Source organism: Paraburkholderia sp. EG287B (assembly GCF_040965595.1).
GTDB lineage: Bacteria > Pseudomonadota > Gammaproteobacteria > Burkholderiales > Burkholderiaceae > Paraburkholderia.
Window position 1 is genome coordinate 407,206 of sequence record NZ_JBFRCG010000004.1, and the last position, 15,370, is coordinate 422,575.

Below are 15,370 nucleotides of genomic sequence, written 5' to 3' on the forward strand. Positions count from 1 at the left end.
TTCGACCCGGCACTGCACGCCAAAATTACATAAAGCCCAGGACAGCTCGCGGAGTCGATCGGCAGTAACTGTGAAGGAGACGCAATGCGCAATACCATGTTTCGTTGGCTCGCCCTGGTGGCGGCAGCAGGCCTCGCGAGCAGTGCGGTTTATGCGGGGTTTGCCGACCCGATGCACTCGCCGGCAATCACCAACCCACGCGCTGCACACGAACCCGTGATGGCCGTTGCCCAGGCCGGCCAGCGACTGGTCGCGGTGGGGCCACGCGGCGTCATTCTCGTCTCGGACGACGACGCGGCGCACTGGCGCCAGGTGAACGTGCCAGTGAGCGCCGATCTTGTTGCGGTGACCTTCAAGTCCTCGACGCTGGGCTGGGCGGTCGGACACGATGGGGAAGTGCTCCATACGGCCGATGGCGGCAATACCTGGACGCGCCAGCTTGACGGCGAGCAGGCCGCGAAGCTGATGACCGACTATTACGCGCAGCAGCGGGGCGATTCGCCGGACTTGAAGGCCTCGCGCGAGGAGGCCCAGCGCTTCGTGGCCGACCAGGGCGGACGTCCTTTCCTCGACGTCTGGTTCGACGACGAGCGCTCGGGCTGGGTCATCGGTTCGTTCAACATCATTTTCCATACCGAAGACGGCGGCAAGAACTGGGTTCCATGGTTTGACCGCGTCGACAACCCGGACGCCCTGAACCTGCATGCGATGCGGCGTATTAACGGGACGCTCTATATCGTGGGCGAGCAGGGGCTGCTGCTCAAACTCGACCCCGACAGGCAGCGCTTCGTTGCGATGTCCTCGCCGTCGAAGGGCAGCCTCTTCGGACTCGCCGCGGCTGGCAACGCGATGGTCGCGTACGGCCTGCTCGGCAACGCTTACCGCTCCACCGATGGCGGCGCCACCTGGAGCAAAATCACGCTGCCAACCGGCGCGAGCATCCTCGCCTCAGCCGAGCTCCCGAATGGTCGTCTGCTGCTGGCCACGCAGGCCGGCGAACTGCTCGAGAGCACCGATCAGGGCGCAACGTTCCACACACTGGGCGCGAGCCAGCCGGGCGGGGTCTTCGCCATGGCGCTGCGCGACGACACCGCGGTGCTGGCCGGCGCAGCAGGCCTGACGCGCGTCACATTGGCGAAGTCGCAATAAGGGGGAGCAGACATGGCTGGCGGCAACAATGCCCAATTCGACAAAATGCCCGTCGTGGCGGATCTTGCCCAGTTCGATTCGCGTTCTGGCAATGCGCTCGAGCGGCTGATCTTCAACCGGCGTCCCTGGCTGATGATCATCTGCGCGATCATCACCGCGGTGCTCGGGTTTCAGGCGACGCGGCTCGATGTCAATGCGAGTTTCGAGAAGATGATTCCGCTCTCGCATCCGTACATCAAGAACTATCTTGCCAACAAGGCGGACCTGAAGGGACTCGGCAACTCGCTGCGTATCGTCGTCGAGAATCCTTCCGGCGACATCTACGATCCGAAGTACCTGGCGGCACTGCGTCGCATCAACGATGCCCTGTTCCTGATTCCAGGCGTTGATCGCCCGGGTGTGAAATCGCTGTGGATGCCGATCGTGCGCTGGAATGTGGTGACCGAGAAGGGCTTCGCGGGCGGTCCCGTCATGCCGGACGGCTTCGACAGTTCGACTCAGGCGATTACACAGCTGCGTACGAACGTGGCGCGCGCCAATATCGTTGGCAGCCTCGTATCCAACGACCTGCATTCGAGCATGATCCAGCTGCCGCTGCTGGACCACTACGCCGATACGGGCAAGGCGCTTGACTACGCAAAGCTCTCGCGCCAGATCGACGAGGTCATCAAGACCGAAGGCCGGGGCGAGGTGCGCGTGCACGTGGTGGGCTTCGCCAGGCTGATCGGAGACCTGATCGCGGGTCTGAAGCAGGTGGCGATGTACTTTGGTATCGCCGCGGCGATTGCGCTCACCGTGATCTTTCTGTACACCCGCTGCTATCGCAGCACGCTGCTGGTGGTGGCCTGCTCGCTCATCGCCGTGGTCTGGCAGCTGGGCATCATCAGCACGCTCGGCTACGTGCTTGATCCGTATTCGGTGCTGGTGCCGTTCCTCGTGTTCGCGATCGGCGTGTCGCATGGCGCGCAGAAGATGAACGGCATCACGCAGGACATCGGGCGCGGCACGCACCGCTACGTGGCTGCGCGCTATACGTTCCGGCGGCTCTTCCTGGCCGGACTCACGGCACTGCTCGCGGACGTCGTCGGCTTCGCCGTGCTGATGGTGATCGACATTCCGGTGATCAAGGACCTGGCCTTCACGGCGAGCGTGGGCGTGGGCGTGCTTGTCTTCACGAATCTGCTGCTCCTGCCGGTGCTGCTCTCGTATGTGGGTGTGAGTCCGTCGGCGGCACGTCGCAGCGTGCGTGGCGAGCAGAACGACGAACGCGGCACCTCGTCCGCGGGTGCGCTCTGGAACCTGCTGGACCGGTTCACCGAGCGCCGCTGGGCGGTGGGCGCGATCGTGTGCGCGGCGGCGCTCACGGCAGTCGGCTGGTCGATCAGCCAGCACCTGCAGATCGGCGACCTGGATAGCGGCGCACCGGAGCTGCGCCCGAACTCGCGCTACAACCTCGACAACGCGTACATCAACGCGCACTTCGGGCTGTCGAGCGATCTGTTCGTGGTGGTCGGCAAGTCGTCGCACGGCACCTGCGACGCGAACAACTTCCCGCTCGTGCTGGAGGCGGACCGCCTCGAGACCGCACTGCGCGGCGTTCCGGGCGTGCAGACGACGACCTCGGTGGGTGGCCTGACGCGCTGGATGACCTCGGGCTTCTACGAGGGCTATCCGAAGTGGTACACGATCGATCGTGTGCCGTCGATCATCAACAAGACGGTCTGGCAGATCCTGCTGGACCATCCGGACCTGATCAGCCAGACGTGCGGTACGGCGCCGGTCATTGCGTATCTGACGGACCACAAGGCGGCAACGCTCTCGCGGGTGATGGAGGTGGCCGAGGAGTTCGCGAAGGCGCACAGTGACGCGGACCACCAGTTCCTGATGGCGGCGGGCTCGGCGGGTATTGACGCGGTGACGAACGTGGTCGTTGCGAAGGCGAACCGCACGATGCTGTTCATGGTGTACGCGGCGGTGATCCTGCTGTGCTTCATCACGTTCCGCAGCTGGCGCGCGGTGGTGGTGGCGGTCGTTCCGCTCGGCATTACGTCGGTGCTGTGCGAGGCGCTCATGGTCAAGCTGGGTATTGGCGTGAAGGTGGCGACGCTGCCGGTGATTGCGCTGGGGGTCGGGATCGGGGTGGACTACGCGCTGTACCTGCTGAGCGTGCAGCTCGCGTACCAGCGCACAGGGCAGCCGCTGAAGGTGGCCTACCGCCACGCAGTTCAGTTCACGGGCAAGGTGGTGGCGCTGGTGGGTGTGACACTGGCCGCGGGGGTGGTGACGTGGGCATTCTCGCCGATCAAGTTTCAGGCCGATATGGGCATCCTGCTTACGTTCATGTTCCTGTGGAACATGATCGGTGCGCTGATCCTGATCCCGGCGCTGTCGCATTTCCTGTTGCAAGGGATCACCCGCAAGGCAGTGGCGAAAGCCGCGGCGAAGGGTTCGTCGCAGGTCGAAGCCCGCAGTGGCGAGGTGACCCTGCGGTCGTGACCGTGTCGCATGTGCCGCGTTACGCGGCACTGCCCGCAGAAAGAATGTGGCGGGCCGCCATCTGCGAAGATGGCGGCCGAATTGCGTGCAAGTCAGGAAACGTCGGGGCGGACGGTGCTGGGCAGGCCTACACCACGGACATCGAGAAGCTCAGGATCTCCGAGACGCCGCCGTCCACCATCAGCATCTGGCCATTCATGTAGGAGCTGGCCTCGGAGGCGAGAAACACGGCTACGCCGCCGAGTTCTTCCGGGTTCCCCCAGCGTCCAACCGAGATATGCGAGCGGACGATCTCCTTCATTTGCGGATTCGATGTAACGGGCTCGGCCATATCGGTGAGGAAATAGCCGGGACAGATACCGTTGCAACGAATGCCGTGGCGGCCCAACTCCGCGCCGAGCGATTTCGTGAGCCCGGCGACCGCGTGCTTGCTGGCCACGTATGCCTGGAGCTTCTCCCGGCCGAGCACCGAAACGTAGGAACCCACGTTGATGATGCGTCCGTGCCCGCGTTCGATCATGGGACGAGCGACTTCCTGCGCGAGCAGATACGCGGCCGTGACGTTGGTATCCATCGTCCTTTGCCACATTTCAACGTTCGACTGAAGAAAATCGCTCCATTCGCAAATGCCGGCATTGTTGAGCAGGACGTCGATGCGTCCATGACGCGCAAGGACGTTGCGTACGCCGCTTCTGATCGCGTCTTGATCCGTGAGATCGAACGGTTCCACGTCGACGCTGCCGCCCGTCTTCCTGATCGATTCCGCGGCAGTTTCCAGACTCTCGCGCGATCGCGCGCAAAGAATGACGGTCGCACCCGCCGACGCCAACGCACTTGCCATGGCGAAGCCGAGCCCGCGTGACGCTCCGGTGACGAGCGCAATCTGCCCTTCCAGTGAAAACAGTTTCATAGTCTGACTCCCATCGATCATGCAGTGGCTGCTTGCGGGTGGCGAATGACGATCTTGCCGAAATGCTGCTGGCTTTCGAGGTGCCGCAGCGCATCCGGTACATGTGCAAAGTCATAAACCGAGTCGATTACGGGCCGCAGTTTGTGCAGCCCGATCGCGCGATTCATCGCTTCGAAATCCTGACGGGAACCGACGCGGATCGGCGCGATCGACAGGCCGCGCGTGAAGAATCCCTCGCCCGGAGAGGGCGCGCCGGTTAGCAGCCCCACGACGCTGATTCGGCCGCCATCCCGTGTGGCGGCAACGGACTTGCCGAAGGTTTGCGCGCCTCCCACCTCGACGACGACGTCGACGCCCAGTCCATCGGTCAAGCGCAACACGGCGTCGTCCCATTGCGGCGTTTCGCGGTAGTTGATGGTGGCGTCGGCGCCTAATTGCGCGAGGCGTTTGAGCTTCGCATCGCTCGACGAGGTGGCAATCACGCGAGCGCCGAACAGACGCGCAAGCTGCAGCGCGAAAATCGATACGCCGCCGGTACCTTGCACGAGGACGCTCTGGCCCGGCAGAAGGGGCGCATGCCCGCACAACGCGTTCCATGCGGTGACGGCGGCGCAAGGCAGCGTTGCAGCCTCCTCGTCGGAGAGATGATCCGGAACGCCAACCAGTTCCTCCTCGTTCAGCACCGCCTTGTCGCGCAGCATGCCTTCGACTATCGCGCCGCGGCCCAGCATATCCGCGTGTTGCGGGCGGGCGCCGCCATGCCAGTTTTCCGCGAAATTCGCCATCACCCGGTCGCCGGGCTTGAAACGCCGAACGCCAGAACCGACTGCAAGCACGACGCCGGCGCCGTCCGAGGCGGGAATGAAGTTGGGCGCCATCCAGTCGCGAAATGCGCCGTTCATCAGCAACAGCTCGCGAAAATTCAGTGAACTTGCGTTGACCTGCACCAGCACCTCATGCGCGCCAGGCGGCGGTGGATCGGGTTCCTCGCGTAGCGCCAGGCCTGAGATTCCCTCAAAACGTTCGCATCGATAGAGCTTCATTCGTTGTCTCCATGGTGGTGAACGAGAGCGCCAAATTCGTTGCCGAATGACGCCTTGTTCATTCTTCTCGTTGACAGCCGCAAAAAGATGAGTTCAGAATATAGAACATTGTTCAACAAAGCGTTCGGAGCGTCAAATTGAAGATACTGGTCGCGGTGAAGCGCGTGATCGACTACAACGTGAAACCGCGGGTGAAAGCCGATGGTTCGGGCGTCGATCTGGCCAACGTGAAAATGGCCATGAACCCGTTCGACGAGATCGCGGTGGAGGAGGCGGTGCGCCTCAAGGAAGCGGGTATTGCGAGTGAAGTCGTCGTGGTATCGGCGGGAACTGCGCAATCGCAGGAGGTGTTGCGCACGGCGCTCGCCATGGGGGCGGATCGCGCAGTGCTCGTCGAAAGCGATGCCGACCTGCAGCCTCTCGCAGTCGCCAAACTGCTGAGCGCCGTTGCGTCGCGGGAAAACCCGCAGCTGGTGTTGCTCGGCAAGCAGGCCATCGACAACGACGCTGGTCAAACCGGTCAAAAGCTCGCCGCATTGCTCGGCTGGCCGCAAGCGACATTCGCGTTCAAGACGGAAGTAGACGAGCGGCAACTGCTCGTTACACGTGAGATCGACGGTGGTCTTGAACGTGTCGCGCTCGATCTGCCAGCGGTGGTCACGACCGATCTGCGCCTGAATAGCCCGCGCTATGTGACGCTCCCCAACATCATGAAGGCGAAGAAGAAACCTCTGGAGACGCTGAGTCCCGAGGCGCTGAACGTTGACGTCGCGCCTCGTTTGAAGGTTCTCGAAGTGACTGAGCCGCCGGCGCGTAAAGGCGGCGTAATGGTTCCGGATGTTGCAGCGCTGATTGAAAAGCTTCGCAACGAAGCGAAGGTGATCTGATCATGACTATTCTCGTAATCGCCGAACACGACAACGCAACCCTGCAGCGCGCCACGCTCAACGCCGTCACGGCGGCGGGCGCAGCGGGCGGCGACATTCATGTGCTGGTGGCGGGCCACGGCGCCGCGGCCGTGGTGGAGCAAGCGGCCAGCATTGCCGGCGTCGCCGAGGTGCTGGTGGCGGACGCACCCGAGTACGCGCACGCGCTGCCGGAAAATCTCGCCTTTCTCGTTGTTTCACTTGCCAGCGGCTATACGCATGTGATTGCCGCTTCGACGGCCGTGGGCAAGAACTTCATGCCCCGCGTGGCGGCGTTGCTCGACAGCGCGCAGATTTCCGATGTCGTCGCCATCAGGGCGCCCGATGTATTCGTGCGTCCGATCTACGCGGGCAATGCACTCGCAACGGTGCAATCGTCCGATGCCATCAAAGTCCTCACGATCCGCCCGACCGCTTTCGATGCGGCGGCCACCGGTTCGGGCACCGCGCCCGCGCGCGCGATTGCCACGGCACAGGCCTTCGATAGGGCTCGTTTTGTCGGTCAGGAACTCACGAAGTCGAGCCGCCCGGAGCTTTCCGCGGCGAATATCGTCGTTTCGGGCGGTCGCGGCATGCAGAACGGCGATAACTTCAAGCTGCTCGATGCGCTCGCGGACAAGCTTGGTGCGGCCGTCGGCGCTTCGCGCGCGGCCGTCGATGCCGGTTTCGTGCCGAACGACTATCAAGTCGGGCAGACCGGCAAGATCGTCGCGCCCCAGTTGTATGTCGCTGTCGGCATCTCCGGCGCTATTCAGCACCTTGCGGGCATGAAGGACTCGAAAGTCATCGTCGCAATCAACAAGGACAGCGAAGCCCCGATTTTTCAGGTGGCCGATTACGGTCTCACCGCCGATCTGTTCGAAGCGGTACCCGCACTGACCGCGGCGCTCGATTGAGTTCGATTGACGTTCGTCCGGATTGACAGCAATCCGGGCGCAGGCCTAGCATCTGAACGCCGTTCACGAAAATTGCACCGATAGTTGCATATTGGTTACCGACCGGGCTGCAAAACGAGCGGCCGCGACATAAAAAGCCGGAACCGGCGCCTACGCCGGCCACATCAAGGAGATATCCATGGGTAACAGAGGTCCCGATTCGGGTGCGCACACGGTCAGACTCGATTTCGTCCCGAAGGACAGTTACCTGTCGAAGCAGTTTCTCGAGCGGGAGAACGAGCGCCTGTGGCCGCGCGTGTGGCAGGTCGCCTGCCGCCTGGAGGAGATTCCCAACGTCGGCGACTACGTGACTTTCGATGTGGCGGGCGAGTCGATCATCGTCGTGCGCAAGTCGGCTGAAGAAATCAAGGCCTTTTTCAACGTCTGCCAGCATCGCGGGCGCCGCTTGACCAACGGTTGCGGCAAGGCCGCGAAGTTTCACTGCGCCTATCACGGCTGGCAGTGGAATCTGGACGGCAGCGTGGCGCGCGTGCTCGACCGGCAAGACTGGGAAGGCTGCCCGGAAATGGCCGATGGCGATCTGCGTCTCACCGACGTTCTGGTGGACACGTGGGGCGGTTTCGTTTTCATCAACATGGATCCGAACGCCGAACCGCTCGCAAGATTCCTCGATCCGGTGCCGGAGATCACGAACTGCTTCGAGTTCGAGAAGATGCGCTACCGCTGGTACAAGTCGATTCGCCTGCCGTGCAACTGGAAGGTCGCACTCGAAGCGTTCAACGAAGGCTATCACGTTGCCGCAACGCATCCGCAGTTGCTCGACGTTGCCGGCGACGACGTAACGCGCAGCTTCGCCTACGGCCGCCACGGCATGTTCGGGTACTCGACGGCCACGCGCATGATCGGCGCGCCGTCGCCGCGCACTGGCAAGCCCATGCCTGAAGACGTGCGCCAGGGTCTCGTGAACTTCTTCCGCGTCATGGAAGAAACGCTCAAGGCGATCAACACGGCTCGCGACTATGAAGCCGCGAAGCGTTTGATGCACGAAATGTCGCCGTCGGGCAACCAGTTCGAAGTCTTGGGGAAGGCGATGGAGTTCCAGCGCGAAGCGGCCATCGCAGAAGGTGCGGGCTGGCCCGAGATTACGTTCGAGCAGCTCGGTCGCGCGGGTGCGGACTGGCACGTGTTTCCGAATCTCGTGTTTCTCCCGTACCCCGATGGCGCGCTGTTCTATCGTGCGCGGCCGGACGGCGACAACCCCGATTCGTGCATCTACGACATCTGGTCGCTTCAGCGCTTCGCGCCGGGTGCGGAGCCGCCGTTGAAGCGTGAGTTCTATTACGGCGTGGACGACTGGAAAGAGAACGCGCAGGAAAACTTCGGCCTGATCCTGTGGCAGGACTTCCAGAACATGACCAACGTGCAGCAGGGCATGAAGTCGCGCGGGTTCAAGGGTTCGCGCACGAATCCGCTGCAGGAAACGTCGGTGTCGAACTTCCATCGCGCGCTGCGCGAATTCATCGCGCAGGAGGAGTGATGTCGGGGACCTGGGACGCTAGCTACGATTTCGTGGTGGTCGGCAGCGGTGGCGGTTCGATGTGCGCTGCGCTTGCCTGCAAGTCGGTGGGCAAGGATGCGCTCATCATCGAGAAGCTGCCGAGGGTCGGCGGCTCGACCGGTTATTCGGGAGGGGTCTGGTGGCTGCCTAACAATCACGTGATGAAGCGCCACGGCGTGAGCGATTCGTATGAACGCGCGCGTCAGTACTTCGACGCGGCGGTTACCTATCAAGGCCCGGGCACATCGGAGGCGCGACGCGAGGCGTATCTGCGCACGGGGCCGAAGATGGCCGAGTTCCTCGAACAGCAGGGTATGCAGTTCGTGTACGCGGACGGCTGGTCCGACTACTACGACACGCTGCCCGGTGGCGAGCCGCGTGGCCGTTCGCTGCTGGCAAAGCTGTTCGACGTGAAGGAGCTGGGCGAATGGGCGCCGCGTCTGTCGCGCTACAAGGGCCCTTCGATGCCGGCCAATTCGGACGAATATCCGCAACTCTTTCTGATGAAGCGCACGTGGGGCGGCAAGCGCAAGGCGATGCAGCTTGGCGGCCGCATGCTGTATCAGAAGATCACGGGCAAAGAGCTGGTTGCCAACGGCGCGGCAATTCAGGGGCGCATGCTGCAGATGGCGTTGCGTGCGAACGTGCCGATCTGGACCGACACGCCAGTGCGCGAACTCATTGTCGAGGACGGGCGCGTGACCGGCATCGTTGCGGTCCGCAGCGGCCGCGAAATGCGCATCCAGGCTCGCGAAGGCGTGCTGCTCAACACCGGCGGCTTTTCGCACAACGCGGAAATGCGCCGCAAATACCAGCCGCAGCCTTCATCGGCGGCTTGGACGAACGCGAATCCGGGCGATACCGGCGAAATCCTGCAAGCCGCCATCGCGCTCGGCGGCGCCGTGGACTGCATGGAGGAGGCGTGGTGGGTCGTGACGTCGCTCGGCCCCAACGAAGAACTGCCCGAGGGCGCGCGCGCGCCGGACGGTTCACCGCTGCCGTTTATGCATCACCTCGACCTCTCGCTGCCGTTTTCCCTCATGGTTGATCAGGATGGCGCCCGCTTCTGCGACGAAGCGGGCGCCTACATGGAAATCGGCCAGCGCATGTACCAGCGCCACAAGGAGACCGGCAAGGCCGTGCCCGCGTGGGTCGTCATGGACAGCCGGCAGCGCAAGTATTACCCGTGGGGCACCGCCATGCCGGGGCAGATTCCTGAGAAGTGGCTCGACAGCGGCTACATGATCAAGGCCGATACGCTCGAAGAACTGGCCGCGAAATGCCATATCGACCGCGCTGGTCTGCTCAAAACGATCGAGCGCTTCAACGGCTTCTGCGAAACGGGCGTCGACGAAGACTACGGGCGTGGTTCGCGCGCATTCGATCGCTGTCATGGCGACCCGACTATCAAGCCGAACCCGAACCTCGGGCCGATCGAAGAGGGCCCCTTCTACGCCGTGCGCATGTACCCCGGCGACGTAGGTACGGCGGGCGGCCTCGTGACCGACGAATACGCTCGCGTGCTCAGGGAAGACGGCTCGCAGATTCCCGGCCTGTACGCCACCGGCAACTGCACGGCATCCGTGGTCGGCCGCTGCTACCCCGGTGCCGGCAGCAGTATCGGCGCGTCGTTCGTATTTGGTTATATCGCGGCGCTCCATGCAAGCGGCGCGCCAAAAATCTGGTGAGACAGGAGAGATACGAATGAACGCCTATCAGCCGCCCAGCAGTGAAGTCCTGGTCGACATTTACCGGCGCATGGCACTCATCAAGCAGAACGATGAGCGCTTTCGTGCCGTCATCAAGTCCGGCAAGCTGGTCATGCCGTACTACTCGCCGCGCGGCCAGGAGGTGATTCCCTCCGCGATGTCGGTGTGCCTCACCGACGACGACTACATCTGCACGATCTACCGCGGTGTTCACGACATGATCGCCAAGGGTGTGCCGCTCAAGGAATTGTGGGCCGAACTGGGCGGCCGCGTGACCGGCACTTGCAAGGGCAAGGGCGGCCCGATGCACGTTACCCATCCCGCATCCGGCGTCATGGTGACGACGGGCATCGTGGGCAGTTCCATGCCCATTGCAAACGGCCTCGCGCTGGCCGCGCAGATTCGTGGCGAGCCGCGGGTGGCCGTGGCTTATTTCGGCGACGGCGCGTCGAATATCGGTGCTTTCCATGAGTCGCTGAATATGGCTTCCGTCTGGAAGTTGCCGGTGATCTTCGTGTGCCAGAACAACGGCTACGCCGAGCACACGAAATACGCTTACGGCACGTCTGTGGCGAATATCGCGCAGCGTGCCGTCGCGTATCAGATGCCCGGCGTCACGGTCAACGGCAACGATCCGATCGCGATGCACAGGGCGGCACACGAGGCGGTCGAACGCGCTCGCAACGGCGGCGGCCCGACGCTCATCGAAGCGAATACCTTCCGCTTTCAGGGGCACGTGTTCGGCGACCCGGACGCGTACATGGACAAGCACGAAAAGGCCGCCTGGGTGGCCAGGGATCCCGTGCCGCTCTTCCGGCAGTGGCTCATCGAAGCGAAGCACGCAACCGAAGAGCAACTGGCCGCGATGGAATCCGATCACGAGGCGCAGATCGATGCTGCTGTCGAATTCACGTTGTCGAGCGAATATCCCGACGTTGCGGAGCTTCGCCGTGACATCTTCAAGGACGAGGTGATCGCATGAGCCAGGCACCCACGAACATCAACACTATCCAGGCCGTCAACTACGCGCTCGACGACGCAATGGCGGCCGACGCCAATGTGATCGTGCTGGGTGAAGACGTGGCCGATGGCCAGGAGGGCGGCATTGTCGGCGTAACGAAGGGACTGTCTTCGAAATACGGCACGTCGCGCGTGCGTTCGACGCCGATCTCGGAGCAGGCCATCATCGGCGCCGCGATCGGCGCGTCGATGGTCGGCATGCGTCCCGTTGCGGAAATCATGCTGATGAACTTCACGACGGTCGCGATGGACATGATCGTCAATCACGCCGCGAAGTTGCGCTTCATGTCGGGCGGACAGACCAACGTGCCGCTCGTCATTCGCACCATGACGGGCGCGGGGTTCGGCACGGGCGGACAGCATGCCGATTACCTGGAGGCATGGTTCGCGCACGTTGCGGGCATCAAGGTCGTCGCGCCTTCCAACCCGGCCGATGCCTATGGCCTGATGCTGTCCTGCATCCGCGACGACGACCCGTGCCTGTTCATCGAGAACATGCCGTCCTACTGGAATCCGGGCAATGCGCCGGAGCGCGGCGTGGCGATTGCGCTTGGCAAGGCAAACGTGGTGCGCGCAGGCACCGACGTGACGGTGATCAGCTACAGCCGCCGCATGCAAGAGGTCATGGTTGCCGCGGAGGCGCTCGCGAAAGATGGCATCGCGTGTGAAGTGATCGATTTGCGCACTGTCTCTCCGTTGGATACGGAAACGATATTGACGTCGGTTGCCAAAACGGGACGTGCCGTCGTCGTACACGAGGCGGTCAGGCCGTTCGGCGTGGGCGCGGAAATCGCTTCGCGCATTTACGAAGCCCTTTTCCGTGAACTCAAGGCGCCGGTGCAGCGCGTGGGCGCACAATTCTGCCCTGTGCCGTTCTCCAAGCCGCTTGAGGACGCCTTCGTTCCGGGCGTGGCCGATATCGAAGCGGCGGTTCGCGCCACGTTGAAATAACAGCGGCGCACCCAAGGATTTTCATCATCAATAGAGCAACGTCATGACCACACAAGTTCTGCTTCCCAAACTGGGCTTTTCGATGAACGAAGGCACGCTGGCCGAATGGCTGGCCGAAGACGGCGCGACCGTCAACGAAGGCCAGATTCTCTACGCGCTGGAGAGCGACAAGTCGATTCAGGAAGTCGAATCGCCGGCGTCGGGCAAGCTGCGCATCGTCGCACAGGTTGGCGAGGTGTATCCCGTCGGCACGCTGCTGGCGGAAATCGTCTGATCGGCTTCACGCCGTCAAGTACCCAAAGGTCGTTTGAAGAGGCATCCGCGATGAGTGTCGAATCCGTTGCTAACCGGTCGCAGGCCAATGCGAATGCCGGACCCGGCGAACCCGTAACGCCTGCATTTGGTGCCAATTTGCCGCCCTGGCCGCAGGTCGACTTCGCCGAATTCGGCGAGGTGGAGATCAAGCCGGTCTCGCGCATCCAGAAACTCACGGGGGCCTTCCTGTCGCGCAACTGGCTCACGATTCCGCATGTGACGCACCACGACGACGCGGATATCACATCGCTCGAAACCTGGCGCAAGGCGCGCAACGAGGCGAATGCGGCAGTGAAGCTCACACCGCTCGTGTTTCTCATCAAGGCGGTGGTGCGCGCTTTGCAGGAGTTTCCGCAATTCAACGCTTCGCTCGACGGGGATGGCAAGAACATCGTCCTCAAGAAGTATTTCCACATTGGGGTCGCGGTCGACACCCGCTTTGGACTGCTCGTGCCGGTGCTGCGTGACTGCGACAAGAAGAGCGTCGAGGAACTCGCAACCGAACTCGCGGCGATTTCCCTGAAGGCGCGCGAAAAGGGCCTTTCGATGGCGGAGATGTCTGGCGGTTGCTTTTCGATCAGCTCGCTCGGCGGCTTTGGGGGCACCGGCTTCACGCCTATCGTCAATGCGCCGGAGGTGGCGATTCTCGGCGTGACCAAAACACGGCTGGCGGCCGCACCCGCAGAAGACGGCGGTGGCGGTATTAGCTGGCGCAAGATGTTACCCCTCTCGCTGAGCTACGACCATCGCGTGATCAACGGAGCCGATGCGGCGCGCTTCGCCGCATTCATCGGGACCGTGCTGGCCGATCCGCAGGCGCTCGCAGGCTAAAAGAACGAAGTGACAAACAACGACGGGACTGAAATGAGAACCCTTGGCGAGATGATTGAGCGAAACGCTCGCTTGCATGCCGACCACACGGCGCTCGTGTACGCTGAGCGCCGTTTGACGCACGCTCAGTTGGCCGAGCGCGCGCGCCGCTTCTCTGGGGCGCTCTATGAGCGCGGCCTGCGGCGTCAGGATCGGGTTGCGATCCTCGCGATGAATTGTGCGGAGTACTACGAGAGTTACCGCGCATGCGAGTGGGCAGGCTTCATTCTGGCAACCGTCAACTTCCGGCTGGCGCCAGCGGAGATTCTTTATATCCTCAAGGATGCGGCCCCCAAGGCGCTTGTCTTCGAGGCGCAGTACGCGGATGTCGTGGATGAGCTGCGTTCGCAATTGCCGGAAATCGAGCAGTACATCTGCATCGGCGACACGCCGCAGTGGGCCGTTTCATTCGAAGCGGTGATGGACGAGGGCCCGCTGGAAGGGCCGCCGATCCGATCGAACCCGGAAGACTACGCTTACCTGATGTACACCAGCGGCACCACGGGGCGTCCCAAGGGCGTCGTTCGCACGCACCACGCCATGTGCGTCACCGCGGAAAGTTGCGCGCTCGTCACGGAGTTTTCCGGCAACACGCGCGTGCTGCAAACCACGCCGGCGTTCCATGTCGGCGGCATTGGCTTCGTCAATTCTGTGGCCTGGATGGGCGGCACGACGGTCGTGCATCGCGGCTTCGAGCCGAAGCAGATGCTGGAAACGATCGCCGAGGAGCGTATCACCTTCACGTTCATGGTGGCCGCCATGCTTCAGGCGGTGCTCGACGTGCCGGAACTGTCGAGCTACGACGTATCGAGCATCGAGAACATCGTCACCGCGGCGGCACCCGTGCCTGCGCCGCTGCTTTCGCGTGGCATTCGGGTGCTCGGCCCCGTGTTTTCGGTCCAATACGGCATGACCGAGAGCAACGCATGCTGGTTGCCTTCTCACGAGGTCAAGCCGCACGGCTCGCCGGAACAGGTTCGGCGCCTCGCATCGGTCGGGCGCCCGTGTCCCGGCATCGAACTACGCATCGTCGACGACCACGGCAACGACTTGCCGCAAGGCCGGACGGGCGAGGTATGGCTGCGCTCGCAGACGCAATTGAGCGGCTACTGGAATAACAGCGTCGCGACGGTGGAAGCGCTGCGAGACGGCTGGTATCGATCCGGCGACATGGGCTATCAGGACAAGGACGGCTACATCTTCCTCGTCGACCGCAAGAAGGACATGATCATTTCGGGCGGGGAGAACATTTACAGCCGTGAAGTCGAGGACGCACTGGTGCAGCATCCCGCCGTCGTCGACGTGGCCGTGATCGGGGTTCCGCATGAGAAGTGGGGCGAATGCGTCAAGGCGATCGTCGTTCTGCGTCGGGGCGAACAAGCCAGCGAAGCCGAGCTGATCGAATTTTGTCGCGACCTGATCGCGAGCTACAAGTGCCCGAAAGCCATTGCGTTCGTCGACGAGCTACCGAGGTTGCCGACAGGCAAGATCAGCAAGGTGATTCTGCGCAAGCAGTTTGCGTAGTTG

General features: G+C 62.8%; 13 protein-coding genes. 11 read left to right on the forward strand and 2 right to left on the reverse strand.

Translation table 11 applies throughout. The annotated features are described in order from the left end of the window. Nucleotides 1–84: 84 nt before the first annotated feature. Both AB4Y40_RS09395 and AB4Y40_RS09400 read left to right on the forward strand, forming a co-directional pair. Entirely contained in the window at nucleotides 85–1,149 is a 1,065-nt protein-coding gene (locus AB4Y40_RS09395) for a WD40/YVTN/BNR-like repeat-containing protein (protein WP_368687445.1), read from the forward strand. A 12-nt stretch (nucleotides 1,150–1,161) separates the two neighbouring features. Continuing rightward, complete coding sequence (locus tag AB4Y40_RS09400; protein ID WP_368685191.1) at nucleotides 1,162–3,645, forward strand: RND family transporter; 2,484 nt, start codon at nucleotides 1,162–1,164, stop codon at nucleotides 3,643–3,645. Between the two features lie 127 nt (nucleotides 3,646–3,772). On the opposite strand, the gene AB4Y40_RS09405 is transcribed toward AB4Y40_RS09400, so the two are convergent. Continuing rightward, nucleotides 3,773–4,555: an SDR family oxidoreductase gene (locus AB4Y40_RS09405; RefSeq protein ID WP_342947375.1), complete on the reverse strand. Its 783-nt coding sequence runs from the start codon at nucleotides 4,553–4,555 to the stop codon at nucleotides 3,773–3,775. Between the two features lie 17 nt (nucleotides 4,556–4,572). Next, nucleotides 4,573–5,598, reverse strand: coding sequence for an NAD(P)-dependent alcohol dehydrogenase (locus AB4Y40_RS09410; RefSeq protein ID WP_368687446.1), 1,026 nt, complete (start codon nucleotides 5,596–5,598; stop codon nucleotides 4,573–4,575). 137 nt (nucleotides 5,599–5,735) lie between these two features. Between AB4Y40_RS09410 and AB4Y40_RS09415 the strand changes: the two genes are divergently transcribed. The 9 genes from AB4Y40_RS09415 to AB4Y40_RS09455 all read left to right on the forward strand — a co-directional run bounded on the left by AB4Y40_RS09415 (nucleotide 5,736) and on the right by AB4Y40_RS09455 (nucleotide 15,367). After that, entirely contained in the window at nucleotides 5,736–6,485 is a 750-nt protein-coding gene (locus AB4Y40_RS09415) for an electron transfer flavoprotein subunit beta/FixA family protein (RefSeq protein ID WP_069268810.1), read from the forward strand. Between the two features lie 2 nt (nucleotides 6,486–6,487). After that, entirely contained in the window at nucleotides 6,488–7,420 is a 933-nt protein-coding gene (locus AB4Y40_RS09420; RefSeq protein ID WP_368687447.1) for an electron transfer flavoprotein subunit alpha/FixB family protein, read from the forward strand. A gap of 178 nt (nucleotides 7,421–7,598) precedes the next feature. After that, complete coding sequence (locus AB4Y40_RS09425; protein ID WP_069268808.1) at nucleotides 7,599–8,957, forward strand: SRPBCC family protein; 1,359 nt, start codon at nucleotides 7,599–7,601, stop codon at nucleotides 8,955–8,957. Further along, entirely contained in the window at nucleotides 8,957–10,666 is a 1,710-nt protein-coding gene (locus tag AB4Y40_RS09430; RefSeq protein WP_368687448.1) for an FAD-binding protein, read from the forward strand. The genes AB4Y40_RS09425 and AB4Y40_RS09430 overlap by 1 nt, the downstream gene beginning before the upstream one ends. A 16-nt stretch (nucleotides 10,667–10,682) precedes the next feature. After that, nucleotides 10,683–11,669, forward strand: coding sequence for a thiamine pyrophosphate-dependent dehydrogenase E1 component subunit alpha (locus AB4Y40_RS09435; protein WP_342947378.1), 987 nt, complete (start codon nucleotides 10,683–10,685; stop codon nucleotides 11,667–11,669). Next, nucleotides 11,666–12,658 carry an alpha-ketoacid dehydrogenase subunit beta gene (locus AB4Y40_RS09440; RefSeq protein ID WP_342947379.1) on the forward strand — a complete coding sequence of 331 codons (993 nt, stop codon included), beginning with the start codon at nucleotides 11,666–11,668 and terminating at the stop codon, nucleotides 12,656–12,658. The genes AB4Y40_RS09435 and AB4Y40_RS09440 overlap by 4 nt, the downstream gene beginning before the upstream one ends. 43 nt (nucleotides 12,659–12,701) lie before the next feature. Continuing rightward, on the forward strand, nucleotides 12,702–12,932 hold the full coding sequence (locus tag AB4Y40_RS09445; protein WP_069268804.1) for a biotin/lipoyl-containing protein: 231 nt from the start codon (nucleotides 12,702–12,704) through the stop codon (nucleotides 12,930–12,932). Nucleotides 12,933–12,982: 50 nt separating this feature from the next. Further along, nucleotides 12,983–13,804: a 2-oxo acid dehydrogenase subunit E2 gene (locus tag AB4Y40_RS09450; RefSeq protein WP_368687449.1), complete on the forward strand. Its 822-nt coding sequence runs from the start codon at nucleotides 12,983–12,985 to the stop codon at nucleotides 13,802–13,804. Between the two features lie 33 nt (nucleotides 13,805–13,837). Then, nucleotides 13,838–15,367: a class I adenylate-forming enzyme family protein gene (locus AB4Y40_RS09455; RefSeq protein WP_069268802.1), complete on the forward strand. Its 1,530-nt coding sequence runs from the start codon at nucleotides 13,838–13,840 to the stop codon at nucleotides 15,365–15,367. Nucleotides 15,368–15,370 lie beyond the last annotated feature (3 nt).

Coding starts and splice junctions, on each gene's coding strand:
- AB4Y40_RS09395 (WP_368687445.1), top strand. CDS start 85: ATGCGCAATACCATGTTTCGTTGGCTCGCCCTGGTGGCGGCAGCAGGC.
- AB4Y40_RS09400 (WP_368685191.1), top strand. CDS start 1,162: ATGGCTGGCGGCAACAATGCCCAATTCGACAAAATGCCCGTCGTGGCG.
- AB4Y40_RS09405 (WP_342947375.1), bottom strand. CDS start 4,555: ATGAAACTGTTTTCACTGGAAGGGCAGATTGCGCTCGTCACCGGAGCG.
- AB4Y40_RS09410 (WP_368687446.1), bottom strand. CDS start 5,598: ATGAAGCTCTATCGATGCGAACGTTTTGAGGGAATCTCAGGCCTGGCG.
- AB4Y40_RS09420 (WP_368687447.1), top strand. CDS start 6,488: ATGACTATTCTCGTAATCGCCGAACACGACAACGCAACCCTGCAGCGC.
- AB4Y40_RS09425 (WP_069268808.1), top strand. CDS start 7,599: ATGGGTAACAGAGGTCCCGATTCGGGTGCGCACACGGTCAGACTCGAT.
- AB4Y40_RS09430 (WP_368687448.1), top strand. CDS start 8,957: ATGTCGGGGACCTGGGACGCTAGCTACGATTTCGTGGTGGTCGGCAGC.
- AB4Y40_RS09435 (WP_342947378.1), top strand. CDS start 10,683: ATGAACGCCTATCAGCCGCCCAGCAGTGAAGTCCTGGTCGACATTTAC.
- AB4Y40_RS09440 (WP_342947379.1), top strand. CDS start 11,666: ATGAGCCAGGCACCCACGAACATCAACACTATCCAGGCCGTCAACTAC.
- AB4Y40_RS09445 (WP_069268804.1), top strand. CDS start 12,702: ATGACCACACAAGTTCTGCTTCCCAAACTGGGCTTTTCGATGAACGAA.
- AB4Y40_RS09450 (WP_368687449.1), top strand. CDS start 12,983: ATGAGTGTCGAATCCGTTGCTAACCGGTCGCAGGCCAATGCGAATGCC.
- AB4Y40_RS09455 (WP_069268802.1), top strand. CDS start 13,838: ATGAGAACCCTTGGCGAGATGATTGAGCGAAACGCTCGCTTGCATGCC.